This window comes from Leuconostoc inhae (assembly GCF_019656015.1).
Classification (GTDB): Bacteria; Bacillota; Bacilli; order Lactobacillales; family Lactobacillaceae; genus Leuconostoc; species Leuconostoc inhae_A.
Window position 1 is genome coordinate 45,863 of the sequence record NZ_BPKW01000011.1, and the last position, 26,829, is coordinate 72,691.

The 26,829-nt window shown below is 36.4% G+C and carries 30 protein-coding genes and 1 other annotated feature; of the genes, 18 read left to right on the forward strand and 12 right to left on the reverse strand.

Annotated features, from left to right (window positions below; genetic code table 11):
- Positions 1-150 precede the first annotated feature (150 nt).
- The 3 genes from K5Q14_RS07510 to K5Q14_RS07520 all read left to right on the forward strand — a co-directional run bounded on the left by K5Q14_RS07510 (position 151) and on the right by K5Q14_RS07520 (position 2,447).
- A complete protein-coding gene (locus K5Q14_RS07510; RefSeq protein ID WP_220735186.1) occupies positions 151-1,806 on the forward strand; it encodes a glycoside hydrolase domain-containing protein in 1,656 nt (551 codons plus the stop codon).
- 156 nt (positions 1,807-1,962) lie between these two features.
- The gene (locus K5Q14_RS07515; RefSeq protein ID WP_010386127.1) at positions 1,963-2,178 is read left to right on the forward strand and encodes a DUF6290 family protein; all 216 of its coding nucleotides are present in this window, start codon (positions 1,963-1,965) and stop codon (positions 2,176-2,178) included.
- Positions 2,175-2,447 carry a type II toxin-antitoxin system RelE family toxin gene (locus K5Q14_RS07520; protein WP_010386130.1) on the forward strand — a complete coding sequence of 91 codons (273 nt, stop codon included), beginning with the start codon at positions 2,175-2,177 and terminating at the stop codon, positions 2,445-2,447. Before K5Q14_RS07515 ends, K5Q14_RS07520 begins: the two co-directional genes overlap by 4 nt.
- Positions 2,448-2,927: 480 nt before the next feature.
- Here K5Q14_RS07520 and K5Q14_RS07525 read toward each other — a convergent pair whose 3' ends face one another.
- Positions 2,928-3,326, reverse strand: coding sequence for a hypothetical protein (locus K5Q14_RS07525; RefSeq protein WP_220735187.1), 399 nt, complete (start codon positions 3,324-3,326; stop codon positions 2,928-2,930).
- 449 nt (positions 3,327-3,775) lie between these two features.
- Between K5Q14_RS07525 and K5Q14_RS07530 the strand changes: the two genes are divergently transcribed.
- Both K5Q14_RS07530 and K5Q14_RS07535 read left to right on the forward strand, forming a co-directional pair.
- The gene (locus K5Q14_RS07530) at positions 3,776-4,051 is read left to right on the forward strand and encodes a hypothetical protein (RefSeq protein ID WP_220735188.1); all 276 of its coding nucleotides are present in this window, start codon (positions 3,776-3,778) and stop codon (positions 4,049-4,051) included.
- A gap of 96 nt (positions 4,052-4,147) precedes the next feature.
- The gene (locus K5Q14_RS07535; protein WP_220735189.1) at positions 4,148-4,576 is read left to right on the forward strand and encodes a hypothetical protein; all 429 of its coding nucleotides are present in this window, start codon (positions 4,148-4,150) and stop codon (positions 4,574-4,576) included.
- An 81-nt stretch (positions 4,577-4,657) separates the two neighbouring features.
- Here K5Q14_RS07535 and K5Q14_RS07540 read toward each other — a convergent pair whose 3' ends face one another.
- Complete coding sequence (locus K5Q14_RS07540; protein ID WP_220735190.1) at positions 4,658-5,998, reverse strand: amino acid permease; 1,341 nt, start codon at positions 5,996-5,998, stop codon at positions 4,658-4,660.
- Positions 5,999-6,109: 111 nt separating this feature from the next.
- Here K5Q14_RS07540 and K5Q14_RS07545 point away from each other — a divergent pair, with 111 nt between their 5' ends.
- The gene (locus K5Q14_RS07545) at positions 6,110-6,991 is read left to right on the forward strand and encodes a LysR family transcriptional regulator (RefSeq protein ID WP_220735191.1); all 882 of its coding nucleotides are present in this window, start codon (positions 6,110-6,112) and stop codon (positions 6,989-6,991) included.
- 72 nt (positions 6,992-7,063) lie between these two features.
- Here the strand turns inward: K5Q14_RS07545 and K5Q14_RS07550 are convergent, their stop codons facing one another.
- Entirely contained in the window at positions 7,064-7,525 is a 462-nt protein-coding gene (locus K5Q14_RS07550) for a GNAT family N-acetyltransferase (RefSeq protein ID WP_220735192.1), read from the reverse strand.
- Between the two features lie 244 nt (positions 7,526-7,769).
- Positions 7,770-8,564: an SDR family NAD(P)-dependent oxidoreductase gene (locus K5Q14_RS07555; protein ID WP_220735193.1), complete on the reverse strand. Its 795-nt coding sequence runs from the start codon at positions 8,562-8,564 to the stop codon at positions 7,770-7,772.
- A 214-nt stretch (positions 8,565-8,778) separates the two neighbouring features.
- On the opposite strand from K5Q14_RS07555, the gene K5Q14_RS07560 reads away from it, so the two are divergent.
- The gene (locus K5Q14_RS07560) at positions 8,779-9,336 is read left to right on the forward strand and encodes a TetR/AcrR family transcriptional regulator (RefSeq protein WP_010383552.1); all 558 of its coding nucleotides are present in this window, start codon (positions 8,779-8,781) and stop codon (positions 9,334-9,336) included.
- 430 nt (positions 9,337-9,766) lie between these two features.
- The gene (locus K5Q14_RS07565; protein ID WP_220735194.1) at positions 9,767-10,177 is read left to right on the forward strand and encodes a flavodoxin; all 411 of its coding nucleotides are present in this window, start codon (positions 9,767-9,769) and stop codon (positions 10,175-10,177) included.
- Between the two features lie 145 nt (positions 10,178-10,322).
- Here the strand turns inward: K5Q14_RS07565 and K5Q14_RS07570 are convergent, their stop codons facing one another.
- Both K5Q14_RS07570 and K5Q14_RS07575 read right to left on the reverse strand, forming a co-directional pair.
- Positions 10,323-10,838: a helix-turn-helix domain-containing protein gene (locus tag K5Q14_RS07570; RefSeq protein ID WP_220735195.1), complete on the reverse strand. Its 516-nt coding sequence runs from the start codon at positions 10,836-10,838 to the stop codon at positions 10,323-10,325.
- A gap of 134 nt (positions 10,839-10,972) precedes the next feature.
- Positions 10,973-11,902 carry a helix-turn-helix domain-containing protein gene (locus tag K5Q14_RS07575; RefSeq protein WP_220735196.1) on the reverse strand — a complete coding sequence of 310 codons (930 nt, stop codon included), beginning with the start codon at positions 11,900-11,902 and terminating at the stop codon, positions 10,973-10,975.
- A gap of 99 nt (positions 11,903-12,001) precedes the next feature.
- Here K5Q14_RS07575 and K5Q14_RS07580 point away from each other — a divergent pair, with 99 nt between their 5' ends.
- Complete coding sequence (locus K5Q14_RS07580; protein ID WP_246587608.1) at positions 12,002-12,883, forward strand: MFS transporter; 882 nt, start codon at positions 12,002-12,004, stop codon at positions 12,881-12,883.
- A gap of 2 nt (positions 12,884-12,885) precedes the next feature.
- Here K5Q14_RS07580 and K5Q14_RS07585 read toward each other — a convergent pair whose 3' ends face one another.
- The 6 genes from K5Q14_RS07585 to K5Q14_RS07610 form a co-directional block, all read right to left on the reverse strand.
- Complete coding sequence (locus K5Q14_RS07585) at positions 12,886-13,419, reverse strand: IS3 family transposase (protein ID WP_220735210.1); 534 nt, start codon at positions 13,417-13,419, stop codon at positions 12,886-12,888.
- The gene (locus K5Q14_RS09800) at positions 13,302-13,808 is read right to left on the reverse strand and encodes an IS3 family transposase (RefSeq protein ID WP_246587610.1); all 507 of its coding nucleotides are present in this window, start codon (positions 13,806-13,808) and stop codon (positions 13,302-13,304) included. The genes K5Q14_RS07585 and K5Q14_RS09800 overlap by 118 nt, the downstream gene beginning before the upstream one ends.
- A gap of 130 nt (positions 13,809-13,938) precedes the next feature.
- Positions 13,939-14,274 (reverse strand): transposase, encoded by a 336-nt coding sequence (locus K5Q14_RS09805; protein ID WP_246587612.1) that lies wholly within the window; start codon positions 14,272-14,274, stop codon positions 13,939-13,941.
- 309 nt (positions 14,275-14,583) lie between these two features.
- Complete coding sequence (locus tag K5Q14_RS07600) at positions 14,584-15,543, reverse strand: nucleoside hydrolase (RefSeq protein ID WP_220735197.1); 960 nt, start codon at positions 15,541-15,543, stop codon at positions 14,584-14,586.
- 1 nt (position 15,544) lies between these two features.
- Entirely contained in the window at positions 15,545-16,477 is a 933-nt protein-coding gene (gene rihC / locus K5Q14_RS07605; RefSeq protein ID WP_220735211.1) for a ribonucleoside hydrolase RihC, read from the reverse strand.
- Between the two features lie 28 nt (positions 16,478-16,505).
- Positions 16,506-17,729 (reverse strand): NupC/NupG family nucleoside CNT transporter, encoded by a 1,224-nt coding sequence (locus K5Q14_RS07610; protein WP_220735198.1) that lies wholly within the window; start codon positions 17,727-17,729, stop codon positions 16,506-16,508.
- Positions 17,730-17,884: 155 nt separating this feature from the next.
- Here K5Q14_RS07610 and rbsR point away from each other — a divergent pair, with 155 nt between their 5' ends.
- The 9 genes from rbsR (at position 17,885) to K5Q14_RS07655 (ending at position 26,792) form a co-directional block, all read left to right on the forward strand.
- Positions 17,885-18,877: a ribose utilization transcriptional repressor RbsR gene (gene rbsR, locus K5Q14_RS07615; RefSeq protein WP_220735199.1), complete on the forward strand. Its 993-nt coding sequence runs from the start codon at positions 17,885-17,887 to the stop codon at positions 18,875-18,877.
- Between the two features lie 236 nt (positions 18,878-19,113).
- Positions 19,114-19,512: a D-ribose pyranase gene (rbsD, locus tag K5Q14_RS07620; RefSeq protein WP_220735200.1), complete on the forward strand. Its 399-nt coding sequence runs from the start codon at positions 19,114-19,116 to the stop codon at positions 19,510-19,512.
- Positions 19,513-19,540: 28 nt separating this feature from the next.
- Positions 19,541-21,028, forward strand: coding sequence for a sugar ABC transporter ATP-binding protein (locus K5Q14_RS07625; RefSeq protein ID WP_220735201.1), 1,488 nt, complete (start codon positions 19,541-19,543; stop codon positions 21,026-21,028).
- A 50-nt stretch (positions 21,029-21,078) separates the two neighbouring features.
- Complete coding sequence (locus K5Q14_RS07630; protein WP_246587615.1) at positions 21,079-22,008, forward strand: ABC transporter permease subunit; 930 nt, start codon at positions 21,079-21,081, stop codon at positions 22,006-22,008.
- 14 nt (positions 22,009-22,022) lie between these two features.
- The gene (locus K5Q14_RS07635; RefSeq protein WP_220735203.1) at positions 22,023-22,979 is read left to right on the forward strand and encodes a D-ribose ABC transporter substrate-binding protein; all 957 of its coding nucleotides are present in this window, start codon (positions 22,023-22,025) and stop codon (positions 22,977-22,979) included.
- A gap of 49 nt (positions 22,980-23,028) precedes the next feature.
- Positions 23,029-23,976, forward strand: coding sequence for a ribokinase (rbsK, locus tag K5Q14_RS07640; RefSeq protein WP_220735204.1), 948 nt, complete (start codon positions 23,029-23,031; stop codon positions 23,974-23,976).
- Positions 23,973-24,659 (forward strand): ribose-5-phosphate isomerase RpiA, encoded by a 687-nt coding sequence (gene rpiA, locus K5Q14_RS07645; protein ID WP_220735205.1) that lies wholly within the window; start codon positions 23,973-23,975, stop codon positions 24,657-24,659. Before rbsK ends, rpiA begins: the two co-directional genes overlap by 4 nt.
- 161 nt (positions 24,660-24,820) lie before the next feature.
- Positions 24,821-25,072 (forward strand) — a binding site (T-box leader).
- A gap of 67 nt (positions 25,073-25,139) precedes the next feature.
- Complete coding sequence (locus tag K5Q14_RS07650) at positions 25,140-25,916, forward strand: acetoin reductase (RefSeq protein ID WP_220735206.1); 777 nt, start codon at positions 25,140-25,142, stop codon at positions 25,914-25,916.
- Between the two features lie 36 nt (positions 25,917-25,952).
- The gene (locus K5Q14_RS07655; RefSeq protein ID WP_220735207.1) at positions 25,953-26,792 is read left to right on the forward strand and encodes a MetQ/NlpA family ABC transporter substrate-binding protein; all 840 of its coding nucleotides are present in this window, start codon (positions 25,953-25,955) and stop codon (positions 26,790-26,792) included.
- Positions 26,793-26,829 lie beyond the last annotated feature (37 nt).

The window sequence follows — 26,829 nt, forward strand, 5'->3', positions numbered from 1 at the left end:
TGATAGAGACTTTTTGTATGTTTGGTTTAAAAAAATAAATTTTAAAAACGCATGAGGTTAATTTTTTGCAGAAAGCTGCCTTTTATATGTTGTAAGGTTAAACATGACGTCATATCTTTACAAAAAAAATTAAAGTAGGTAAAATACATTATGGATTCAATGGTATTGGCAACACAAAAGTGGTTAAATAAAACGTACGGTTCGGTACCCAAGTACAAGTCAGTTCCTGAAACAGGTAATACGGGTTGGCCAACAATTTACGGCCTAATTCGTGGGATGCAACACGAATTAGGCATTGCCTTACAAGATGGCGCACCAGCATTTGGTGAGGCAACCTCAGCAGCATTTGATAAAAAAGTAGTTCCTAACTTAAAAAATGGCTATAAAAGTAATTTTGTGTACCTCATTCAAGGCGCCTTCTGGGCAAAAGGTGTTAATCCAGAAGAATTTACGGGTGTCTATTCGGCACATACAGACCTAGCTGTTAAAGCATTACAAAAAGATGCTGGAATTCCTGCAAATGGTATATTAGATTCCCAACTGGCACAAGCTTTGTTTGATATGAGTGCTTTTGTACGCGTTAGTGGTGGTGATAATAACGTTCGCCAAATGCAACAATATTTAAATGCTAATTATCGTCAGCATACAGGCATTCTACCAGCGGATGGGATTTATCAACGTGCAACGAATACGGCCTTAATTTATGGTGTTCAAGTTGAACTGGGATTAGGAAATGTTGCTAATGGATTTTGGGGGCCGACAACAATTGCAACCTATAAGTCAAATTTTGCCAATGGGTTAGGGGGTAAAATAACTCGCTTGGTTCAGTATGCGTTATATGTTAACATGAAAGAATATTTGGCTACGAAGGGTACTACCGGACCCGCAATTACCGGTACTTTAGATGGCACGACGCAAAATATTTTAAGTCAATTCCAAAGTTTTATGATGTTAGATCCGGTTCAAAAAGGCCAACCAGATAGTACAACAATGTATTCATTAATGTTATCTAGTGGCAATCCAGCTCGAAATTTCTTTGGCATGGATACTTCTTATCAGCTAGATAGCAGCATGATTAAAGCACTTGTGGCTTATGAAGTGAATTACGTTGGTCGATATTTGACAGGTACGGTGGGCAGCGGCGCCACAAAAAGAAATAAAAACCTGACGTTGAACGAAGCACAAAATATCATTAAAGCTGGCTTGAAATTGGTGCCAATTTATCAAGATAATAATCCTGATTTGAGTTACTTTAACTATGATCAAGGCTTTAAAGATGCACGCTTGGCAGTGGATGCTGCGCTCACTATCGGTATTCCTAATGGTCATACAATTTATTTTGCTGTTGATATGGATATGACTGACGAAGAAATTACTGCAACAGCGATTCCTTATTTCCAAGGAATTGCCGCAGGTATTAGTCATTATAACATTGGCGTCTATGGGACAAGAAACGCTAGTTCACGCGTTTCACAGGCAGTGCCTGCAGTACTCTATAGCTACGTTTCTAATATGTCAACAGGATTCTCAGGTAATCTAGGATTTTCACAACCAACCAATTGGGCCTTTGATCAATTCTTTGAAGATGGTGTCGGTGTAGGAACCCTACCAGCGTTGGATCGTGTGGCAGCTTCAAATATAGATAAAGGTGTTACGAGCTTAGTTAAAGCAACAGCCCTTGCAGGTGTTGTGGCTCTTGCTTCAGCTCCAATAATTGCTGGTGCAATATCCGCATCAGAAATTGTAGCTATAATAGAGTCATCATTCTTGGTCTTATCGAAAGCTAACGATATAAGCAAAAAATAATTATCGATGAACCATTGATTGCCATGCAATCTGCTATCATAATTTTACAGTAGTTAACATGGCACGAGCAGAAAAGAAGTACCGGTAATTTTAATTGACTACAAATGTAGTAGTGTGTTATACTACATTTGTAGTAATTACAAAAGGAGAATAATCATGAGCGTAACAACTGTAAGATTACAAGATGATACAATGGCTTGGGCTAAGGAATATGCCGATTTTAAAGGCATGAGTGTTACCGGCTTAATAGCTGAGCTGATTGAAGAAGCACGTCAAGATGATGAAGACTATGCTGACGCAATGAAAGTGATTAATTCTGAAAATCGTGAATATGTTTCAGCAGAAGAAATCAAGGCAAAATTAGGTCTATGAAGTATAGCTGGAAATTTGATAGTAAAGCAGCCAAACAATTTACTAAGTTAGATAAACCAGTACAAAAGCGTATATATAATTGGTTAGAGTTGAATATTAGTGATATAGAAAATCCCAGAATGTTTGGTAAAGCCTTGGAAGGTGAGTTAAGGACATTATGGCGTTATCGAGTTGGTAAATACCGAATTATCGCTGATATTGTAGATGACGAATTTGTTGTTATTGTCTTAAAGACTAGTAAACGTGATGATGTTTACCGAAATAAATAAGCTTAAGTCATTTTTGATGATGAAAAGGAATAGATGAAGTGACCCAAAAAAGTTGAACATAATAAAAACTACTTATTAAAGTTATCGGATTCACTTTAATAAGCATGTATTTTTTGTACAAACGATTATAGACTTTTTTGGGGGGCTAAACATATGATATACTATACAGGCAATCAAGTTAGGGCGTTGGTGAGTCTGATAGCTGGAGGTGGTGCTAATGAGCAATACTTTTAGCTATATGATAGGATAACACCCAACATGGTCTTCTGGACTACGGTAATTGTTTTGGTTGGCTTTGTGCTCCTAAGTCAATGATGCAATAGCTAATCAGTATGATGATTAAAATGAGGTTTTAGAAATTAGAAGTCTTTACAGCATATTAAGTCGGAAAAATTGAATTATTAAAAAAATTTTAAAGTGATTCAAATATCTAAGAAAAGCCACAACTATTTTAGTTGTGGCTTTTCTTAGATATTGTACTTATTTTTTGGCCGCATTAACCGCGGCTTGATTTTGTTGATAAAGAGCAATTGCTTGTTTTAAATGATCTTTTTGATCAGCTGTCATAGGATCATTTTCGTTTAAAAGTGTAACTGTTTTGGTATCTGAATGATATATTTTAACGACTCGTTCCTTACCATAGTAGGAAGTAAAATCTCCACCACCACTGACATTGTTGTTTCCTTCAGAAGCAATGTCAGCGGAAGATAGTTTCGATTCGCTCTTTTTTGAGGTATCTGCGGATGAAGATTTTTGAGAAGATAATATAGCTGTCGTAGTAGTTTTTTTATTGCTCTGACTTTCGATTAGCAGAAGGACAACCAAAGCACACACCAGTAGTAGCAAAAGAAAATAAATATTTTTTTTCATCTTAATCATTGGTTAACAACCTCATAATATGAGCTGGCAGCAGGATTATATAAGTAAAATGTTTTCTTAGAATTGTAATTGTACCCACTATTAAAATATTGTGATGAACTTGCAGAAAGGCGGATTTCCTTGGGAGAATTGTAGATCCAAGTTTGGTTTGCTTCTGGTACATTACCGACAATTCTAGTGTCACGGGGATGTGCGGCCCATGCATGCGACCCTTCTTAATTTATTAATGTAATTGTACCTCTAAAATCACGTTTAGTGTTAAAAAATATTGCCTATAAATTTCACGTATGTTAAAATTAACCATTGATTTATTTAATGCTTGGTTAAATTTTAAGATGGGTTAAGTAACTTCTCACATACAACATACTATCAACGTGATCGTAAATGACTACTATGAACCAGTTGATCGTTATTTATGAGGTCAATATCTATAACGTAGGGGGGCACACGTGTTTAAAACAGATAAACAAAAATTCTTAGTAGAATTTTTAGAGAAACACCCAGGTTTAAACGAGTATGAACGAGAAATTATCTTTGTTACTGTTGAAAAGCTAAATGAAAAAAATATTTCTCAGTATCGGGAAATAACACATGTAACCAATGCACTTCATAAACTGTCTCTTAGTGGTAAACTATCAGACGACGGGCGCAAATTACTAAAAGAACTGCACCAAAAAGATTGGTTTATGGGATTACTTGACAACTTAAGGTTTCTTGGGAATTGAGATGTTTTATCCAATCCAGTTTGTGTAGGCGAGGGCAAAGACTTATTCGGGCGCCTTATTATTACATTTTGAATCAGTATGAAAGGAGCTAATATTGTGGTCACAAAGAGAAAAAATATAAAGATAATTTCTGCATTATTGATATTAGCAGCTAGTATTGTGGTGCTTGTTAGTGAATATCAGTTTAATAAAAATCAAAGTATTAGTCATGATATAAGCAGAGAATCTACGACAATAATGACAACTAATCCAAAGACAGATTTCACAAAAACAACGAACGACAATGAAGTGACCACAAATGATGTCCGTGAAAGCCTTCCTAAAGAAGAACAGTCAGACATTGGCGACTCAAAAGTCACAGCGGATCCTCGTGGAAACGGGGCTTTCATTGGTTCAGGTGTTTTTACAAAAACCTACAAAGATGGTACCGTTGAAGATTTTGATTCAGATACAAAACAGTATACGATCACTCACAAAGGACCTAATTGGCAATCAGAAATTGAAGCGGATAAAAATAATCAATAACTGACTTTGTGTTGTGATTATTAATAAAATCCCCAACTAACAAATTGTTAGTTGGGGATTTTTGCGTTGTAAGACTTTGTTCTATGACCGTAAACGTACCTTATACAGACTAATTATAAACAGAACGACAAACCAAATGATTGATAGTATAGTTGTCATCATTGTAGCAGGCGAGAATAGCAATATCAGGAACACACCTGCCATAAATAAGATAGTCAGGTAATTTGAAAATGGTGCAAACGGCATTAAGAATTTTTTCTGACCGTTGATGAAATTATCTGATTTACGATATTGAATATGTGTGATCAACAGAGAGATGTAAATAACAATAAAAGTAGCCGAAGCAGTTGCGGTTACCATACTAAATGCATCCTCTGGAAAGATATAATTCAAACCAATGACAGTAGCAATCAAAGCAGTTGATAGGTTGATACCACGCATTGGAATGTAGTGTTTATTTAATTGACTGAAAAAACTATTTTTGGGTGATAATGAAAAAATCATGCGTCCAGTTGTGAATAGTGCACTGTTTAGTGATGAGGCAGCTGCCGTCAAAATAACAAAATTAATGATCCCTGCAGCTGCGGGAATACCTATACCAGAGAAGACCTGAACAAAGGGTGATGTGTTAGCGCTATAGTTTGTCCAAGGTTGGATGGTCATGATGGCTAATAAAGCACCAATATAAAAAATAAGAATACGAATAATAATCGAATTGATTGATTTTGGAATTGTTTTCAAAGGATCTTTTGTTTCGGCAGCTGTGATACCGACAAATTCAACACCTAAAAATGCAAAGAAGGCCATCTGAAAAGCTGCTAACAAGTTGTGACCATGATTTGCAATCAAACCGTGTTGCCATAAAGTGGATAATTGGGTCACGCCAGCCTCACTACGTATATGAAAAACGACCATGATCATGCCGATTAAAATCATTGCGACAATCGCGACAATCTTAATTAAAGCAAACCAAAATTCTGTTTCACCAAAGGCTTTAACGGCGATAATATTCATACTATAGAGCACACCGAGAAATAATAATTCCCATAACCAAGCAGGCGTTTGTGGTAACCAAAACTGCATGTACTTACCAATAGCAGTTAACTCGGCCATCGCAATAATAATCCAGCCCAGCCAGTAGGTCCAGCCCATAACAAAGCCAGCGCGGGCGCCTAAATACTTTTTGATAAAGCCGATGAAAACAGTTTGATTATGATCAGTTAATAAGAGTTCCCCCAAGGCGCGCATCATGGAAAATACGAAAAAGCCTGTGATAATATAAATTAATAAAATAGCCGGACCAGCTTTTTGAATGGAGTCACCAGCACCCAAAAAAAGTCCGGTGCCAATGGTGCCGCCTAATGCAATCATGTTAATATGACGTCCAGACAAGGTACGAGATAGTTGTGGTTTTTCTGCCATGACGATTTTTCCTCCTAGTCACTATGTTCTATAGTAAATTATCTTGTATAATAAATAAAACTAATCTTTTTCATTTTTACATGAAAAAAAGTATTCTAAGGGGATATTAAATTGACATTTTCTTATCAGGTATTTGCAACAGTTGTCCGTTATCAGTCATTTTATCAAGCGTCTCAAGTGCTTAATGTGACAGCCAGTGCAGTTAGTCATTCGATTAATCAATTGGAAGCGCAATTAGGATTTCCATTACTCATACGTAGTCGTGCTGGCATAAAATTGACGCATGACGGTGAGTTAGTTTTGCCAGTTATTCAACAAATATTGAATGATGAAGCCGATTTAATTCAGATGAGTCAGAATATTAACGGGCTACGTTCAGGTTCAATAAAAATAGGGGCGTTTAGTAGTGTCTGTGTCAATTGGCTACCAAATATTTTAAGTACTTTTTCGAAACAACATCCTGACATTGAGGTATCGATTGTTCAGGACAGTTTTGAAGAAATCAGTAAGCAAGTCAAAACAGGAGAGCTTGATGTCGGTTTTACGACTTTACCAGTAACAGACAATTTAACTGTATTGCCATTACTAGCTGATCCAATATTTTGTGTGACACCTGCTGATTTTATACCTCAAAATAAACAAACAATTACACAACAGGATATTCTTAATCAAAAGTTTATCCTGCAAAAAATAGATTATGATCGGGTAACAAAGTCAGTTTTGGATAGCTATGATGTGACAATCAATTCAATCAATTTTTCAATTGACGACCAGTCGATTATTGCGATGGTTGAAGCGGGTATTGGATTTGGTATTTTACCAGAATTAGCGTTGAAAAAAATCCAAGGAAATGTGGCGATTTATCCTTTTCATCAGTCGTTTACAAGACAAATTGTATTAGTGACCAATAAAAGTAAAGTTATGTCGCCCTCGGTGGTTGAATTAATAACAGCTATTAAGTGTTTTATGAAAGAGACATATACGATAAGTTAGACAATTAAAAAATAAGATAAAAGGTGCCAATAAGGTTAGACAAAATCTAACTTTATTGGCACCTTTTATCTATCAGAGTTTCTTTTGCATTTTGATGTCTGTTATGCTGAACCCGCTTTTTTGATAAACGTGAATAGCGCGACTGTTGCTACCAAAAACATGTAACCCTAATGACGTAAATCCCATATTTTTTGTTTCACGTGAAACAAGGTCGAGCGTTTTTGAACCGAAGCCCTTATTTTGATAAGCTTTATAAATTTCAAAGTCAAAGATAAACGCCGTGGATGAATTTTCATTGTCAGTACCGAACCAAATGTAACCGATGATTTCGGAATCATTGAAAATTGAGTAAAAAAAATTATTTGGTGTTTCAAGTCCGTGTGGTAATAAACGGTCATAAGTTAATTGCGCATTTTTTTGCGCAGTTTCCGTTGTCCAAGTACCAGCTGCAACTTTTTCTGTGGCATAGTCATTGACTGCAAAATTGATATATTGTTGAAAATGGCTAGGGTTCATTGGCATGAGTTTTAACATGAGATTGCTCCTTCGAAAATATTGAATTAACCTAGTATAGCATAGTGGTGTGAATTGTTAAGTCTCACACTAGACTGGTTTTCCCAAAAGGAGGTACTGTTTAGGCGGATTAAGCTAAAAAAATTTACGAAATTAATAATATACCAACGTAATTGCCAACCGTTATTAATTATTTTTCGAAGTCGTTCAAATTAAATTGATAGTTTCATATAGAGATAATAAAGTTGAATGTTAATGCATATGACTAACTTTGAGATTTAGGACGATTGAGTCGCTCAGAAATGATAGCCATAAGTTTACGTGTAACAAAACGAGAAGCATTTGCTATCCAGTAATTACCAACACCGTCTACGATGTAACTGCGATTTTTTTCTAATCCACGAAAAGCAGTTTTTGCAACGGCTTGTGGCGAGCCATTAACACCACCTGGTACATCTGAGCGGCCACCACTGACATCGAAAAATCCTGTTTTAGTGGCCCCAGGGCACAGTGCCAAAACACGAATACCTAGGTGTCTATTTTCTGCCCAAAGTGCTTCAGAGAATGACAGGACAAACGCTTTAGTAGCAGAGTAAGCACCCATATAAGGAAATGGATAGAAAGCTAAGAAAGAGGCAAGGTTAACAATAATACCGTCTTTTTGTTTTTGCATTTGAGGTAAGAATTGTGCAGTCATGTCAACTAATGAGGTAATATTAAGATTAATCATCTCACGGTAACGGTCCATGGGAACCTCCTCAAATCGACCATGTGTGCCAAATCCTGCATTGTTAACCAAGATGTTGATTTCTAACCCTAATTTGTTAACGTGTTCGGCAATTTCTTTCGCTGCGTTAGGTTTTGAAAGATCAGTTGCAATGACATAAGTGCTTACGCCATAGGTGTTAGTCAAATTTGTTGCTAAGGCCTCGAGCTTATCCTTTGATCTTGCAACTAGAACAACACTGCTGCCCTTCGATGCAAGGTTTTTTGCGAATGCTTCTCCTATACCAGACGATGCCCCTGTAACAAGTGCGACTTTACCTTTATAATTTATCATGGGTAATTCTCCTTATTCTTGGTTGACAGTTTAGTGTGTGAGTAAATGATAATTTTGGAAAATATTTTCTAAAACTATCATAGAAGTTAAAATGATAATTGTCAACTACTTTATATTTTTGACGAGTTAAAAATATAAAGACGATGAACCATGATATTATGATAGTATAAATCTAGCATTAGTAATAAAGTACTTTTATTAAGAAGGAGAAAACATGGGTAAAAGAGAAGATATTATGGATGCAACACTTGAATTAATCATTGAGGAAGGGATGCAATCAGTTACTTTTCCAAAAATATTTAAGCGAGCGAATGTCGGTTCCAGTACTTTTTACTATTATTACGATAATAAAGAAGAATTAGTGAGTGAACTTTATAAAAGCGTATTTATTCACATGGGTCAAGTCATCATGGATAACTATGATTCTGATCAAACTATTTACCAAAGATCTAGGTGTATTTTGAAAAATATGATGGATTATGGAATGAAATTTCCAAAAGAGATTTTGTTTATAGAAGGATATAGCGACTCACCATATATATACGAGGAAGTCAGAAATATGATGAATCCTGCTATGGTTGAAATTTTTAAAATTATTGAAACAGGACAGAGCCAAGGTATCATTACTGACATGGATCCTGCTTTTTGCTGTCATCTTATAAAAGGTATGGTTGCTAATTCAATAAGAGGATATTTGGGAGGCAAATATCCATTTGGTGAAGAGCAGATTCGTCAAACATTAGATGCTTGTTGGAAGGCGATTAAAATTTAGAAAAGTAAAAAATGGACTATGTTTATTCAATCCATAACGAGACAGTATCGGGTTATTTTTTATGTCGAGAAGCATCAACACCTTATGTTCTAAATAATTGAATATATGGCACTTAACACTAGGTGCACACTTGAGGTGAGGTTGCGATTCAAGAAAATATGCAAAAACATTATCGCAAATCGAGGACAGTTGATAACCCTGATCAGTGTCCGAACGGAATGGTTCAATTGTGAAGATTTTTTTAAATTTGTCATCAGTCTATACTTGTAATTAAATGAACAAACGTTTATTATTAAGTTATAGAAAACATAGTAAAACGAGCCTATATTTAATTTGGTTTGTTTTGTGAGCGTTCATAGGTAGTGATATATGACGAGTAGTGTACGAGTATCATTTTTAAAATGATAACAAAAAATTTCAGGAGGTCGGCATGATTATTTATTTTTCACAAGGTGGACACACTAAGAAAATTGCAGAGAAGATTGCTAAGAAAACTGGTGATCAATTGTATGCCATTGAACCAGTAGAACCTTATCCTAGTAAAACTCTACAGGCGGCACCTAGAATAGGTCGAGAAATTGCTACACAAACGATTCCGGAAGTTAAAAAAGCACCGGCTGATGTGTTATCAGACGATGTCATTTATCTGGGCTATCCGATGTTTGGGATGGACATGGCACATGCTATGAGAGGTTTTTTAAAAGTAAATGATTTATCAGGTAAGACTATCAAACCTTTCATGACGAGCGGTGTTAGTACTTTGAAAATGAGTTTAAAAACATTAAAAAAACTAGCCCCTCATAGTGTGATTGATGAGACGTTTGACCCTAAAAAACTATAAAATTTTCTTTGGATCGGGCTTGTTGGTTTCATCTATTGCTGGCACGGTTGAAAAATCAAAAACCTGTATCAACGCTTTTGCAGTTAAGATAGTGGGATAAATAATTTTTCTCATTGTTCATAAATTTTGATGAGCGATAGCGGTATTAATGTACTAAAATAGTGGTAATTAATGCTATAACAGTAATTATCGTTGTCACAACGATAGCCTTAGTATTATTTATTTTAATCATATTAGGTGCTTTATCTTCAAGTGAATCTGTTTTAGACCAAAAGTGAAACAAAACCCATATATTTGCCCAAGCGCCGATTAACATCATCACAAGGATTGGAACGGGTAATTGTCCAAAAAGAGATTGGGTTGAAAACATCAGAAAAAACATGAAATTAGTGACGTACGATACCCACGTCATTTTTTTAGTCGCTTTTATTTCTTGGATATGTTTCACATGTTCAACCATGTTGTTGTCCTCCAATAGCAGTTTATCTAATGAAAGATGCAATACTTTAGCGATGTAAAGAACATTATCTAAATCAGGCATGGTTTTCCCAGTTTCCCAGTTAGAAATTGTTTTATTAGAAACAAACAGTTTTTCAGCAAGTTCTGATTGTGTTATGTTTAATTCCTGTCGTTTATTTTTAATGATTTGATCAAATGCCATTTGATTATCTCCAGTCTAGAATAGATTGTTATAAGCTTATAACTAACATATTTCTTAGTGCCAATTTTTGCAATAGAAAGGTGTTTCTAATCGCTTTGAAGGTGCAACATAGCAATCGTATGATCATGACCAAATTAAATATACAGTGAAATAACACGTGAACCATCTGGTTTGTAACCGTGTTTTTTTTCTTCTTGCCTTTTGATATGGTGTGCTAATTGTTGTTCTAAATCGGACGCCTTTTTGTTGTAGCCTAATGAATGATATATGTTTATTGCTGTGCGAGCGCGCTGCTTACCTTTTTCAATGTGGCCTGCTTCAATGGCATACCAGCCTTTATTAAACATTAATGTGATTTTTTCAGTCACATCTATATGATCTATTAAATAGGTGTCCGCCATGTCTAGTAATTGATGAGCAGCTGAAAGATCCTCGTATACAAGTGTTGAAAAAGATGTCCAAATGACGTTCATTAAGTGGGCTTGAATGTTTAACAATGAATTTTCGTATGAACGGACACGTTTGATGGCTACTTTTGTTAATAAATATAAGACATCAACTGGTAGCATAAATGAAAATAAGGTGAATAGTTGCAGTTCATAGATGCCCCAGATGTCAACACTAAGTAAATAATTTTGTATAGGTTTAGCTTGTGCCGATAGCTGACTATCGGGCCATTGTTTAACGTCGTGAGTTAGTAATAATGCTAAGCCATCCGCTAAGATCATCAAAAATTGAGAGGCCTGATTGTCCAAATCATTGTTTCGATCTTTTTCGACGGTGTCATGAAAATGCGCTAATGACTGTAGCGTTAGCGGTTGATCATTGATGAGATGGATGCGACGTGTCAAATAAGTATCTTGATTTTCTTGAAGTAGAAATTCAAATTCAGCTTGGCTGACATGCATTTTTTCCAATAGTTTAAAAAAGCGTGAAACGGACATATTCGTTTCATGTTTTTCAAATTTGCCTATGAATGAAGCAGAAGCATTCTGGTCAGCCAATGCTGTGAGGGTCAATTTTTTTGATGTTCGTAGGTGATGAAAAGTTTCTTCAATTGTCATTTTGTATTTACGCTTATCTGTCATATATGCCGGTTATTGAGAGTTATTCAATTATATCACTTAAACTAAGGAGATATAAGAAAACAGAGGAACTCAATCATGTTACTATTACGAACGAATAAGCTATTACGTCGTCTCACACTGTCCCAATTTATTGAATTACTTGGGGCAGCATTTTTTAATATCGCATTGCTTGTTTATGCGTCACAAACAAGTCATGCTAAACTGGCAACCACTGTTGTTGTCATCGCTAATACCTTACCGACTATTTTACAAATTGGGTTAGGATATATTGCTGATAAAGCACATGACAAGTTACGATTAATGATTGTAACGCGCATTATGCAAGCCATATTGTACGGTATTTTAACAATCTTATTTGGGTTAACAACTAATGACTGGTTACTGTTTTCGTTTATCATTTTTATCAATGTCACCAGCGATTTACTAAGTGGCCTGACGTCATTGGCGGCGCTGCCCATTATAAAACATATTGTACCGTCACAAGATTTACTCGCTGCGCGTTCGTTGCAAGTTTCCGTCATGTCTTTGGTTAATGTGATTGGTCAGGTCATTGGTGTCACCTTGTTAACATTTTTAGATAATAATTTTTTGTACTTTTCGTTAATTAACGTGTTATTGTTTTTAATGAGTGGTATTGTTTTGATTATTTCTCGTCGGCAGTTTAATCAAAAACTGAAGTTTACCAGCCACCAGAACGCGACTTCTAGGTTGCCAGAAGCGCGCTTTTGGCCATCTATGCAGATCAATAGACGCATTATTCAAACTAATAAAAAATTGTTGCACATTTTATTTTTATTTACCTTACTGAACTTATTAGTAGGCTCTATTGATGGGCTCATCAGCTTAACATTATTACAATATCCTGGCATTTATATCAAAAATTATGGTTTTTCATTATCAATTGTTAACACGATGTTAGCAATTGGTGAAGTGAACCCCAATAGTTGGACAGAATAGAATTAACTAACAGACTCAGTGGTGAGTTGCCGATATTGAACTGGCGACAGGCCATTGAGTTTTTGTTTGATACGATGATTGTTATAATAGTTGATAAAGTCATCGACGATGACTTTGAAATCATGAAATGATTCATACTGCTTGTTGTGCACGATATTGGCTTTCAAAATATGGAAAAAGCTTTCAATCGGTGCATTATCAATTGGCGTTGATTTGCGACTCATGCTTTGTGTCATCCCAAAATCTTTTAACGTGTTGATGAACATTGAGGTTTGATAATGAAAGCCTTGATCGCTATGAATCACAGCACCACGATATTTTGATAAGGATTTTAACGGCTTAATAACTAACGCCATACTTGGTGTTGTGGCTAAGTGATACGATAAGACTTCGCCAGCGAACAAGTCCAAAAACGCCGTTAAATAAGCCTTACTATGATCACGTAAACGAATTTCCGTGACATCTGTAACAATCTTTTGATATGGTACTTCAGCCTCAAAATCACGCTTGATGATACGTTCGGCAATACGGCCAATCTCTTACCACGATAAGAATTGTAACGCCGCTTACGCGTGTTATATGTGGTACTCAGTAGCGCGCCTTGACGCATAATGCGCAACACACGTTTATGATTCACCAAGTAGCCTTGATCGTGCAACAAGGTGGTCACACGCCGATACCCATATTCAGTTTGAAATTGTGGTGACTTGATTTGACGGATCACGTCAGCTATTTTGTTATCTGATGACGTATTGACGGGATGAGCTTCCAAATAATAATACGTACTACGTTTCAAACCAATTAGTGCCAATAAGTCATTCAACTTAAAGTATTTAGTCCGCCTTAGTGATGTTACTGCCGTTTGTTTTTCTCGGTTCGTTGATTCACTAAGGCTTTTAATTTTTTGTACGCGTTGCCCTACCACAGTAAAATTGCCACTTTCATCTTGAGTTGATAGTTTTCTTCTTTCAAATTAACGAGCTCTTGTTGTTCTGGTGTGAGTGGATGAATGCGTTTGCGCCCCATAGTCGGTTGTCTGCCTTTCGGTTTAGGTTTTAACCCATTGTCGTGCCTACTTGGTACCCGAATTTGCGGTACGTACTCAACCAATTAGCAATCGTTGTACTTGGAAAGATGGAAAAATGGCGTGCCGCCTCAGAGAGGGAATGAGTTTTAAGGTAATTAAGTACGGTTATTTTGAATTCCGGTGAATAAGTTTTGTTGTTTTTAGAACCGATTGAACCTGTTATCAGATACTCATCGCGCCATTGTGCAAGTAACGCAGGTGATGATATATTGTACTTTTTAGCTAAAGCAGGTGTTCCCATAGTCCCACCAGACAGCCATTTCTTAACTACCATTAGTTTAAATTTATTTGAATATTTTGACATAAGAAAACCCAATAACTTTCTGAACAGATTTTTTATTCTGTCCAAGTTATTGGGTTCACTTCAGAACTAAACCTGTGCTCCTATACTATATTATCTCGGATTACGCTCTAAAAGAAAGTGGTCCGGAATTTCAGTATAAGAGCACAATGCTCCTATACGGGAATTTCGGACCACTTTTTTTCTAGGGCAGAATTCGAGATAAAGTATGAAATTTTACTATTTTAATGCTTTTACGATATTCGAGTCATAGTTCACCGTATCAAAAAATGGGTATTTACCAAATTACTGATAAATACCCATTTTTTTAATTTAAGCTTTTAATACAGCAGTCATAAAGTCCATAAAATCACGGACAAAACGTTTAGCGTTAACGCCAACAGCAACATTTGTTGTTGTTGGTTCGAGTAATCGTTCTCGGTCACCGATTGTGCGGCCATAATCCTGTGTATCTTTATCATAAGTGACACGCATATTCAGAGGAATTGTCACGACATAACTTGGATCAATGGCTACAGCAACGGCCAACGGATCATGCAAAGCGGCACCACGATGATCGATGTCTAACCGATCATAGGCTTCAATATAGAAGTCCATTAAATCAGCATAAGCAGTACCGGATTTTGTGCCTAAATCACGCCATTGTTGTGTATCTTTTTTGGTTAATAAGGTACGTAGCGTGACGTCTAGGCCGACCATCGTTAAATTTTCTTGCGTTGTGAAAACTTTGTCTGCGGCTTCTGGATCTTGACTAATGTTTGCCTCAGTAAAGGGCGTCACATTACCAGGGACTGTGAGCGCACCGCCCATTAATGTTGTATTACCAATCAAGTGGGCAATTTCTGGATCGATTTCTAGTGCCTTGGCCATATTTGTTAGCGGACCAGTTGGGACATACACTAATTCATCTTGATATTGATGTGCCATATCAATTAAAAATTGCACACCGCTAGTGGTTTCAATTTGACGCGTTGCAACGTCTAATGATAGATTGCCAACACCGTTATCTCCGTGAATAGCTTGAGATATTGGCATCACATCAAAATGATCAGTGGTTGATGAATGGGATTCCCCTAAATAGACAGGGACATCATTTTCACCTAGTAACTGTAATAAATTAAGTGTGTTTTGAGCAGACGTTTCGACAAGTGTGTTGCCATATGAGGCAATGACACCGATGAGGTCAACGCGAGGGTCACATATTGCCAACGCCAATGCCAGTGCATCATCAACACCAGTATCTAAATCTAAAATCATTTTTGTGGATGCCATCTTAAAACGCTCCTTCACAATAATGGTTCATTGTTGGTATTTGTGCAAGGAACCATTTTTCAAATGCTTGCGCATCAATGTCAACGGCAACTTTTGCATTGATTTTGCCATTAGACCAACGATTTTGTGTGTCTGCAATTGTTGCACCAGATGCTGGACCGTCAGTGATAACATCAACCCAGTAATCTTTTGTCGTGTAAAATTCTGGGAGAAGCAAATAGCATATAGTATTGACATCGTGCATAGGTTTACCACCTGGTTCGCTATCACCATAAGCCGTCATTAATTTATGCAACATATTGCCTGCTTCGCCGAGATCAGCAACGGCGTCAATAGTTTCTAGAGACAATAGTGCTTTTAGTGTGACATCAAGACCAATCATGACAATTGGCACACCACTTTTAAAGACAACATCAGCAGCATCAGGATCGGTAAAAAGGTTAAATTCCGCTACTGATGAGACATTGCCACCAGATAATGAGCCACCCATCAAAACAAATTCTTTGATTTGGCTGATTACTTCTGGGTGATTTTGAATTAATAAGGCAATATTCGTATAAGAACCAGTAGCAACAATTGTCATTGGTTCAGGTGCTTCTGACAATACTTTGGCCATGGCACTAACTGCATCAGTGGTTAAAGCTTGTGTTGTAATAGTTGGGAACTCATAGCCAGGCATGCCTGATGCACCATGAATATATGACGCATCAACGAATGCTTTTTTTAATGGGGCAGCGGCGCCACGTGCTACAGGGACTTGTGTTTGGTTAAAAAATGTTGTGAGTTTTAAAAGATTAGTTGTTGTTTTATCAACAGAAACATTACCAGCAACACTTGTGAGTAATTTAATATCAAGTTCTGGGTTAGTTAGTGCAATTGATAAAGCAACTGCATCATCAATGCCTGGATCCATATCTAAAATAATAGGTGTCATTTTCATACCTTTCTAACTTACTTTATGCTTACCACACGAATAATCCGGCAGTTGCTGCTGACAATAATGACACTAGAATACCTGACAACAACATGTAGGGTACACGTGAACTAATGTAATCATTCTTTTCTTTGTTAACCAATCCTTTGAAAGCACCAATAATCATACCAATGGTACCGAAGTTGGCAAAACTTGTTAAGAAGACAGTTAAGACAATACGTGCATGTTCGTTTGCAAAGAGGCCTTTACCAGCCATGATTGACTTTGATACTTCACCCATGACCACGAATTCGTTGGTCACTAATTTTGTACCCATGAATTGTGCCAGTTGGAACGCATCGTGTACGTTGAAACCAAGCAACCAAGCAAATGGGAACATAATAACACCAAATATATTTTCAAGTGTTAACCAGTGTAAGCCAGTGAGGCTAAAGAGTTGGTTGATCAGGGCTGCCAAAGAAACAAAGGCAATAACAGTTGCAGTGATAATCAAAATCAACTTACCAGCACCTAAGATTGAGTCACCCAAGAATGAGAAGAAAGGTTCTTTTTTAGCACCTTTTTCATTAATGTTAACAATAATATCATCTTCTGGAGAAACTTTGTTAGGGTTTAAGATTGAAGTAACAACAATGGCACCTAAAATGTTAAGTGGGATAGCTGTTAAAACATATTTTCCTGGGACCATTTGAGTATAGGCACCAATAATGGCTGAAGTGACGCAGCTCATTGACATCATAGCCAATGTGAAGTTACGGCTTGCTGACATGTGATCTAGTTGTGATTTAGACACAGCTAAGACTTCAGTATTACCAAGAAACATCATTTCAATTGAGAAAAATGCTTCGAATTTTGGTTGTCCAGTGACAAAGGTCAGTGCTTTACCAATCCACTTGATTAACCAAGGTAAGACACCAATATAGGTTAAGATGTCAAATAATGGCACGACAAGTAAAATGGGAAGCAAGGCAGATGTCACGAAATTAGGGCCGCCGTTGTTTGATGTTAACCACTCAGGTAAAGCAAAGGCAATACCTTGTGATGCGACAGAAACTAACCAGTTAAAGCCATCAGCAGCACCTTGAACCGCAACTTGTCCGGCCTTGAACTGTGTGAAAAACCAGGCCAATGCCAATTCAATGGCTAGGACGATACCAACCGATCGCCATTGGATTTGCTTCCTATCTCGTGAAAACAAAACAGCGATGGCAATGAAAACAAATATGCCAAGTACGTTAGCGAATAAAAACATAATGTATTCCTCTCTTTAACAAAAAATAAATTAAGTAAAGCGTTTAACCAAAGGCCAGTGTAACATAATTTATTTAAAAATGGAAGCGCTTTCAGTCAATTTTTAAGGTACAATAGATATATTAAAGTATACCATTACGATAAAGGATAGAGTTTATGCGTAAAACTTCAATTAAAGATGTTGCAAAAAAAGCAGATGTTTCTATTGCAGCCGTTTCTCAAATTTTAAATAATAAAGGGCAACGGTTTTCAGATCATACAATAGAAAAAGTATTGCAAGCACGTGATGACCTTGGATATGTGCCTAACAGTGCGGCCCGGAACTTAAAAGGGGCACATAATCGTTTAATTGGTATTATTGTACCATCTTTTCGTATGCCATTTTTCGCAGATATTATACAAAGTATGCAAGATAACGCGCCGACTGATGTGAATCTTGTTTTTCTTGGTTCAACAGATGATAATTTACAAAATGCGATTTATTCGTTAGTTGAACGTGGGGCGCAGGCGCTTATTTTTGGTAAACCGATACCAAACCGTGCAGAAGTGAATGAATTTTTGAAAAAAAGGCACATACCGTACCTTGTTCTTGATCAAAATGCCGATATTAATGCGCAGGATATGGTTCAAACGAACGAATTTACAGGTGGTAGCTTAGTTGCTAGTCATTTGTTATCGTTAGGTCATCGAAAAATTGCGTTAATTTTACCAAATAAATTAACTGATAACATGAGACAACGTCGCGCCGGATTTTTAGATACGTTGTCGACGGCGAATTTATCGCCTACTACTATTATAACCGCAACACTATCTAAACACGGTGGATTAGCTACAGTTCATCAATTAATTCAGAGTCAATCGACTGCTGCGTTTGTCTTAAATGATGAAATGGCTATCGGCGTATTGCGCGGATTAGCTTATCAAAATATTAAGGTGCCAGATGATATATCTATTGTAGGCTATGATGATACAGATTATGCTGAGTTCATGATTCCAACATTGACGACAGTGATGCAACCAGTTTTGGATATTGGTAAGGCGGCGTTAAACATGATATTAAGACGTCTAGATCACCCGAATTTACCTTTTCAAACAGCATTTTTTGATGTTAAATTGGTTGTACGAGAGTCTACTGGTTTAGTTAAATGATAAAATTAGGGCATTAATGTTGTGATTGTACATTATTGATAGAAAAAGTCGTTTTAACGAGCGTTTAGATTTAGATTAATTGTAGAGAAAAATAGTAAATATCAAATATAACTTGACAAAGGAAATAAAAAGGTCTAATTTATAGATATGGAAGCGCTTACAAAATATTAAATAAAAGGCCTATTTTTTTGAACAAAAAGTAAAACGTTTTACTAAACTAAAAAGGAGAACCTGTTATGAAAAAAATAGGTATTATGAATTCAAATATTTCGACGATAGTAGCTGACATGGGACACATGGATTGGTTAGCAATGGGGGACGCAGGAACACCTGTTCCAGAAGGAGTAAATAAGATTGATTTATCTGTAAAAAGCGGGACGCCGAGTTTTATGGAGGTGCTGGATGTCATACTGTTGGAATTAGAGGTGCAAAAAATTTATTTAGCTGAAGAAATTAAAGTAAAGAATCCTGATATTTTGGAACAAATTAAGAGACGATTTGATGGGGAGGTTGGCATTGAATTTATTTCTCATAGGGATCTAAAGAAGAATATTAAAGAAAGTAAAGCATTTATTAGAACAGGAGAAACTACACCATATGCAAATATTATTTTTGAAAGTGGCGTTATTTTCTAAAAAGTAATGATAAATGGAAGGAGAAAACATGAAAATTGATATGATTGGTATTTCTAAATCATTTGGTAAAAATCATGTGTTACGATATGTTGATTTTCATTTAGGAAATGCGGAAGTGCATGCCTTAATGGGAGAAAATGGTGCAGGAAAATCAACACTGATGAACATTATGACTGGATTGTTAAAAGCAGATGCTGGTCAAATAATGGTTGACGATAAGGTAGTTACTTTTAATGGACCTAAGGATGCAGAAGAACATGGGATTAGTTTTATTCACCAAGAAATGAATAATTTCGGTGAAATGACGGTTTTAGAAAATATGTTTCTAAATAAAGAATTGAAAAAAAAGTTCGGTTTTTTAGATGAGTCAGCTATGCGTTCTCAAACAAACAGTATCTTTCATACGCTACATATTAACTATGATTTGGATAGTCCTATAGGAAATTTGAGCGTTGGCGCACAGCAAATGATTGAAATTTCAAAAGCGATGATGACAGATGCGAAAGTTATTATTATGGATGAACCAACGGCAGCATTGACGACATCAGAAATACGTTCTCTTTTTGAAACTGTGAATAATTTAAAGGCTCGAGGTGTGAGTTTTATTTATATCAGCCATCGTATTGAGGAAAATATGGAGATAGCGGATAAAATAACAATTATGCGTGATGGTCATACTGTTAATGAGTCACTAATTTCTGATACAAGCATTGATAAAATAGTTACTAGCATGGTTGGTCGTGATATTGGTGAATTTTATCCAGACCGGCATACAAACTATGGAAATACTATGCTAAGTGTGTCTCATCTCACTCGTGTTGACAAATTTAAGGATATAAACTTTTCTGTCAAATCAGGTGAAATACTAGGATTTTCAGGGTTAATGGGATCGGGTCGAACCGAAATAATGCGAGCAATATTTGGGATCGATCCAATAGATTCTGGTGATATTAAAATAGATGGCAAGATAGAAAAAATTTCCGATCCGTCAAATGCTATTACACAGGGAATTGGTTTTGTAACTGAAAATCGTAAAGATGAGGGACTGATTCTAGATTTCTCTGTTGCTGAAAATATCATTATGCCAAGTTTACAAGAGCTGGTAAAAAACCATATGATAGATGAAAACACTAAAGACAGTTTCGTTGATCTTTTGATAAAACGTTTAACCGTAAAAACGGATGGTCAAAATATTAGTGTAGGTAGTTTATCTGGTGGAAATCAGCAGAAAGTAGTACTCGCCAAATGGATTGGCGCTGGTAGTAAAATATTGATTTTAGATGAACCGACACGAGGTGTTGATGTTGGTGCTAAACGAGAAATTTACGATTTAATGAATGAGTTAACTGATCGAGGTGTGGCAATTATAATGGTTTCGAGTGATCTACCAGAGATTATAGCTATGAGTGACCGCATTGCAGTCATGTATGAAGGCAGCCTTATGGGAATTGTCGATAATAACGAAAAGGTAACAGAATCAGATATTATGACACTTGCAACAGGAGGAAAAATATAATGGCTAGCGTAAAAAGTGTAGAGGAAGTAGTAAAAGAGAACAAGAGCCTGATGAGTAAGGTATCAGGGTTAGGTCCAGTACTTGCATTGGTTGTTTTAGCATTGCTCACAACTGCAATGAATCCAAGCTTTTTAGATCCTAATAACTTATTGAACTTGTTACGACAAGTTTCGATTAACGGCTTGATTGCATTTGGTATGACATTTGTTATTCTCACTGGCGGCATTGATTTATCAGTTGGTGCAATATTAGCTTTGACTTCAGCCTTATCCGCTATGATGATTACAAGCGGCGTACCAACATTAATTGCAATGTTAGTTGGAATTATAATTGGTGGCATCTTAGGTGGTGTGAACGGATTAATTATTACTAAAGGCGGTGCAGCACCATTTATTGCCTCACTAGCAACAATGACAATTTTTCGTGGCGCAACTTATGTTTTTACAAATGGTAATCCAATTACAGGAAAAGCAATGAATAATAGCTTTGTTTTTCAATTCATTGGTCGAGGATATTTCTTTGGAATTCCAGTTCCAGTTATATTGATGATAATTTCATTTATTATTCTCTATATTCTGCTACACAAGATGACATTTGGCAGGAAAACCTATGCTCTTGGTGGTAATGAGAAGGCAGCATTTGTGTCTGGGATTAAGGTAAATATTACTAAAACTTGGATATATGTCATTTCAGGAATTATGAGTTCAGCAGCCGGTATGGTTTTGATTTCACGATTAAGTTCAGCTCAACCAGATGCAGGAACGGGATTTGAAATGGATGCTATTGCTGCTGTTGTTTTAGGCGGTACATCATTAGCTGGTGGACGTGGTCGAATATTTGGGACACTCATTGGTGCGCTAATTATTGGTACATTAAACAATGGTATGAACCTAATTGGTATTTCCAGTTTTTATCAGCAAATTGTTAAGGGAATTGTGATTATTATAGCAGTTCTATTGGATCGTCGGAAGAAAGCATAAAAGGAGTCGTTATTATGACTAAAAAAGTTATCGGTATTATTGTTGCTGTTGGCATATTAATATATGGTATTTTCTTCGTTACATCGGGTCGTCAGGTTTTTTCTATCAGCAATCCCTTTCAAAATAATGTAACAGTACAACATAAAAAACCATCTGAATTGACGATAGGTGTTTCGTTATCCACATTGAACAACCCATTCTTTATTTCTATTAAAGATGGTGTGAACGAAGTTGCTAAATCGTCTGGGTCAAAGGTACAAGTATATGATGGGCAAAATAGTACGAACAAACAGAGCAACGATGTGGAAGATTTAATTCAAAAAAAGGTTGATGTTCTGATTATAAATCCAGTCGATTCTTCAGCAATTACGCCAGAAGTGAAGTCTGCAAATGAAGCTGGGATACCAGTCATTACAATAGACAGGTCTTCTGATGGTGGAAAAGTTCTGAGTTTAGTTGCCTCTGATTCACGAGAAGGTGGTAAAATGGCAGCTGAATTTATGATTAAAACATTAGGGAAAAATGGAAAAATTGCTGAATTACAGGGAACACCTGGGGCATCTGCAACACGTGAACGTGGTGCGGGATTCGATGACACAGCTAAAGGAAAACTCGATACTGTCACACGACAGACAGCTAACTTTGATCGTACACAAGGATTGAATACCGCTGAAAATATTGCTCAAGCGCATCCTGAAATAAAGGGCCTGTTTGCTCAAAATGATGAAATGGCATTGGGTGCAGTGCAAGCTTTAAAGTCTAATCCAAATATTATTATTGTCGGATTTGATGGTTCTGAGGATGGGATTAGTTCTGTAAAGAAAGGTCAAATGGCGGCAACTGTTGCACAGAAGCCAAAAGAAATGGGTAAGTTAGCCGTTCAAGCAGCATATGAATATTTCCAAGGAAAGAAAGTATCAAGTAATATTAAATCACCATTGGAACTTATAGTTTCTGATAAGTACAAATAATTTGTTCGTTATATTTAGTTCTTATTTATGAATATGAAAGGCAGTAAAAATGAATAATGTTGTCGTAATTGGAAGTTTAAACATAGATTTGGTTACAAAAATTGAAAGACTTCCGCTTCAAGGAGAGACCATCTCCGTTATTGATCAAACAACTAATTTTGGTGGGAAAGGTGCAAATCAAGCTGTTGCGGCTGCTAGGCAAGGCGCAAATGTAACATTTATTGGCGCTACTGGCGACGATGATAATGGGGAACTCTTCCATAAGTTATTAAAAAAAGAAAATATTAACACAGATTACATCGTGAAAAAGAATAAGCCAACAGGAACTGCAACCATTTTGTTAGAATCTAATGGTCATAATACCATACTAGTTCATGGTGGTGCTAATATGGACTTGGATAAAGAAGATGTTGAAAAAGCAACCAAAGTGTTGCGAGATGCCGATGTAGTTGTCGCACAATTAGAAGTTCCTAAGGAAGCAGTTGAAGCGGCGTTCAAAATTGCCAAAGTAGGTGGGGCTATTACTGTACTCAATCCAGCACCGATTACGCACGACCTTGGCAATGATTTAATTCGTTACACTGACTTAATTATACCAAATGAGACAGAGGCGGCTGCGCTTGTTAATGCTTCTAAAAGTACAGATTTAAAAACAATAGAAGATACAATTTATCAACAATTAAGTGTTCAAGGACTAAAAAACGTAATTATCACTCTCGGAGATAAGGGTGTTTATTATAATATTTTAAACGAACCCGGGTTCTTACCAATTTTTAGTGTCAAGACCATTGATACTACAGCTGCAGGGGATACATTTATTGGCACAGTTGTTGCAAGTTTACGGCATGACATGCTATATATGCGAGAATTATTGTTACGTAGTACCATGGCCAGTTCTTTAGCTGTCAGTAAGGCTGGTGCTATATCATCTATTCCATATAAAAAAGCAGTTGACGAAAAGATTAATCAATTAGCAAACTATGAGGTATCAAGATGATTACACAAGACGAAAAGAAAAAGAAAGCTGCTGAAGTAGCGATTAATTATATATCAGATGGCATGATTGTTGGTTTAGGAACAGGTTCGACAGTCATGTATTTATTAGAAGCTATTGCTCGTCAGGGGTTAAAAATTTCTGGGGTGACAACTTCAAAAAAAACCTCTGAAATATGTGCCAGTTTGGGTATTAAAGTCAATGATATTGACAATGTAGATCACATTGATGTTACTATTGATGGCGCCGATGAAGTTGATGCCTACATGAATGGTATTAAAGGTGGTGGGGCAGCATTATTAATGGAAAAAATTGTTGCTAAAAACTCTAAACGTAATATTTGGATTGTTGATGATACTAAGGTACATGATATTTTAGGTACATTTCCTCTGCCGGTTGAGGTTGTTCCCTATGGGAGTGGTCGTTTATTGAAAAATTTTAATGATAAAGGCCTTAATCCTATTCTTAGAATGGATAAAAACAAATTACCTATAGTGACTGATGGCGGTCATTATATTATTGATTTACATTTAAATGCGATTGATAATCCGCAAAACTTGGCTGAATATCTTGAGCGTCAAGTTGGTGTTGTGGAGCATGGATTGTTTTTAGATGTAGCCGATGTCATTATAGTTGGTGGGAATAAAAATATTATTAAGGAACGAAAGAATCGAATAACAGAATAAATTTGGTTGTTTAGAAAAAATTAAAGTCTCTGATAAAGATAGGCGTATCTCACTTTATCAGAGACTTTTAAAGTAGACAGATTATCAATTTAAACCGATTGGTAGTGGATATTTTATTAATTAGTTGACATTATAAATTAACCATTATATAATCATCTTATTATATAGCGTTGAAAAGATAAGTACTTATTAAATTGATTGTATAGAGAGCTAATGATTGGTGAAAATTAGTATCATGGAAATTTGGAAAATGGTCTTGGAGTTGAAATGATGTGAGCAAAGCATTTGTTAATATCATTCGGTTACACCCGTTAACGTGTCAGAGTATCGTATTTTTATGCCGTACTTAGTAAGCGCATCATAGTGATTTGATGCGGAAACCGGGTGGTACCACGATCTAATTCGTCCCGCAACTTTGCTTTGTCAAAGTTGCGGTTTTTTGTTGTCATGATGTTTAAAAGTAGAAAAGGGAGATAGAATATGAGTAACAAAGTAGCTATTATAACCGGTAGTGGTCGTGGTATTGGTCAAGCCATTGCAACACGATTGATTAAAGAGAATTATGATGTAGCAATTGCAGATATTGACCCAGCAACAGCAAAATTTGTTGCGGATGATATTAACGCGACGGCACCTCATCGTGCAAAATATTATGTACTCGATGTTGCGGACAGGACAGCTGTTTTTGATTTAGTTGATCAAGTTGTGCAGGATTTCGGTCGTTTAGACGTTTTTGTGAACAATGCAGGCATCGCTTTCATTGATAAAATAGTCGATAGTGATCCTAAAAAAGTTGAACGATTGTTTGATGTCAATATTAAAGGAACATTTTGGGGGATACAGGCTGCCGCAACCCAGTTTCAAAAACAAGGGGATGGTGGTAGAATTGTGAACGCTGCTTCCTTAGCTGCTGTTGAAGGTTCAGCATTACAAAGTGCCTACTCTGCTTCGAAATTTGCGATTAGAGGGCTTGGACAATCGGCAGCCAAAGAACTTGCTATAGATAACATTACTGTCAACGCCTATGATCCAGGTATTGTTCTGACACCAATGCGTGACGAAATTGATCGTCAAACTGCCAAAATTAAAGGCACAACGCCTGAGATACAGAGACAAAATGTTATTGGTGAAATTGCACTTGGTCGAGCTGCTTTGCCAGAAGATGTAGCGGATGTGGTAGCATTTCTGGTATCACCAGATGCAAAATATATTACAGGACAATCAATTTTAATAGATGGCGGTATGCGTTTTCACTGAAAATGACCAGCCAATATATCATTTAAAGGAATAATTATGACTAGAAAAAAAATACTCATTGCAGCAATAGCCGTTATAGTGGTGGTTGGGGTTGCCATATTCGCGTACCAACGTTCAACAGATACGAATACAAAATCAGAAATAACCGTTGGCGCTATTGGATCCGATGCGCAAACTTGGCAGTACATTGCTAAACTACCCGAAACAAAAGAAAAAAACATTAAAATAGTCGTTAAAAATTTTACTGATGGGGTGGCTTTAAACACTGCTACGGCAGAAGGTAAGATAGATGTTAATGCTTTCCAATCTTATGCCTATTATGATGCTTACAATAAAAGTAACAAAAACAATCAATTGTCAGTATTAGGGACGACATATCTTGAACCAATGGGTATCTATTCGAATAAATATAAAGCCATCAAGGATATACCAGATGGGGCAACAATTGCAATTGCGAATAACGCTGCCAACACGGCACGAGGTTTGCGTTTATTGGAAAAATCTGGATTGATCACGTTACAGTCTAATTTTGGTAGTTTATCTGGTGTAAATGCGATTAAAAGTAATCCACATCGTCTAAAATTTAGAGAAATAGATGATACAACAGGCCCACGCGTGTTTAAAGATGATGACATCGCTGCTGCTTTAATCGGTAACACGATTGCTTTGGAAGGCAAGCTTAATGTCTTAAAAGATACTATTTTTTATGAAAAAATTAATCAGTCAACAAAAGACAACATTAACATCTTGGCAACTGCCTCAAAGGAAAAAAATAATAAACAATTCAAGCAATTAGTTCAGTTGTATCATAGTCAAACGGTACAAAAATACGTTAGTGAAGTGAACCCCAAAAATTGGAGATTTATTTTGTTATAGTAAGCAGCTTAATCACAGCAATGTGCTTAGGCTGCTT

What these genes read in the sequence shown, in the direction of transcription:
- K5Q14_RS07510 (WP_220735186.1), top strand. Translation starts at nt 151, where the DNA reads ATGGATTCAATGGTATTGGCAACACAAAAGTGGTTAAATAAAACGTAC.
- K5Q14_RS07515 (WP_010386127.1), top strand. Translation starts at nt 1,963, where the DNA reads ATGAGCGTAACAACTGTAAGATTACAAGATGATACAATGGCTTGGGCT.
- K5Q14_RS07520 (WP_010386130.1), top strand. Translation starts at nt 2,175, where the DNA reads ATGAAGTATAGCTGGAAATTTGATAGTAAAGCAGCCAAACAATTTACT.
- K5Q14_RS07525 (WP_220735187.1), bottom strand. Translation starts at nt 3,326, where the DNA reads ATGATTAAGATGAAAAAAAATATTTATTTTCTTTTGCTACTACTGGTG.
- K5Q14_RS07540 (WP_220735190.1), bottom strand. Translation starts at nt 5,998, where the DNA reads ATGGCAGAAAAACCACAACTATCTCGTACCTTGTCTGGACGTCATATT.
- K5Q14_RS07550 (WP_220735192.1), bottom strand. Translation starts at nt 7,525, where the DNA reads ATGTTAAAACTCATGCCAATGAACCCTAGCCATTTTCAACAATATATC.
- K5Q14_RS07555 (WP_220735193.1), bottom strand. Translation starts at nt 8,564, where the DNA reads ATGATAAATTATAAAGGTAAAGTCGCACTTGTTACAGGGGCATCGTCT.
- K5Q14_RS07560 (WP_010383552.1), top strand. Translation starts at nt 8,779, where the DNA reads ATGGGTAAAAGAGAAGATATTATGGATGCAACACTTGAATTAATCATT.
- K5Q14_RS07565 (WP_220735194.1), top strand. Translation starts at nt 9,767, where the DNA reads ATGATTATTTATTTTTCACAAGGTGGACACACTAAGAAAATTGCAGAG.
- K5Q14_RS07570 (WP_220735195.1), bottom strand. Translation starts at nt 10,838, where the DNA reads ATGGCATTTGATCAAATCATTAAAAATAAACGACAGGAATTAAACATA.
- K5Q14_RS07575 (WP_220735196.1), bottom strand. Translation starts at nt 11,902, where the DNA reads ATGACAATTGAAGAAACTTTTCATCACCTACGAACATCAAAAAAATTG.
- K5Q14_RS07580 (WP_246587608.1), top strand. Translation starts at nt 12,002, where the DNA reads ATGTTACTATTACGAACGAATAAGCTATTACGTCGTCTCACACTGTCC.
- K5Q14_RS09805 (WP_246587612.1), bottom strand. Translation starts at nt 14,274, where the DNA reads ATGTCAAAATATTCAAATAAATTTAAACTAATGGTAGTTAAGAAATGG.
- K5Q14_RS07600 (WP_220735197.1), bottom strand. Translation starts at nt 15,543, where the DNA reads ATGGCATCCACAAAAATGATTTTAGATTTAGATACTGGTGTTGATGAT.
- rihC (WP_220735211.1), bottom strand. Translation starts at nt 16,477, where the DNA reads ATGACACCTATTATTTTAGATATGGATCCAGGCATTGATGATGCAGTT.
- K5Q14_RS07610 (WP_220735198.1), bottom strand. Translation starts at nt 17,729, where the DNA reads ATGTTTTTATTCGCTAACGTACTTGGCATATTTGTTTTCATTGCCATC.
- rbsR (WP_220735199.1), top strand. Translation starts at nt 17,885, where the DNA reads ATGCGTAAAACTTCAATTAAAGATGTTGCAAAAAAAGCAGATGTTTCT.
- rbsD (WP_220735200.1), top strand. Translation starts at nt 19,114, where the DNA reads ATGAAAAAAATAGGTATTATGAATTCAAATATTTCGACGATAGTAGCT.
- K5Q14_RS07625 (WP_220735201.1), top strand. Translation starts at nt 19,541, where the DNA reads ATGAAAATTGATATGATTGGTATTTCTAAATCATTTGGTAAAAATCAT.
- K5Q14_RS07630 (WP_246587615.1), top strand. Translation starts at nt 21,079, where the DNA reads ATGAGTAAGGTATCAGGGTTAGGTCCAGTACTTGCATTGGTTGTTTTA.
- K5Q14_RS07635 (WP_220735203.1), top strand. Translation starts at nt 22,023, where the DNA reads ATGACTAAAAAAGTTATCGGTATTATTGTTGCTGTTGGCATATTAATA.
- rbsK (WP_220735204.1), top strand. Translation starts at nt 23,029, where the DNA reads ATGAATAATGTTGTCGTAATTGGAAGTTTAAACATAGATTTGGTTACA.
- rpiA (WP_220735205.1), top strand. Translation starts at nt 23,973, where the DNA reads ATGATTACACAAGACGAAAAGAAAAAGAAAGCTGCTGAAGTAGCGATT.
- K5Q14_RS07650 (WP_220735206.1), top strand. Translation starts at nt 25,140, where the DNA reads ATGAGTAACAAAGTAGCTATTATAACCGGTAGTGGTCGTGGTATTGGT.
- K5Q14_RS07655 (WP_220735207.1), top strand. Translation starts at nt 25,953, where the DNA reads ATGACTAGAAAAAAAATACTCATTGCAGCAATAGCCGTTATAGTGGTG.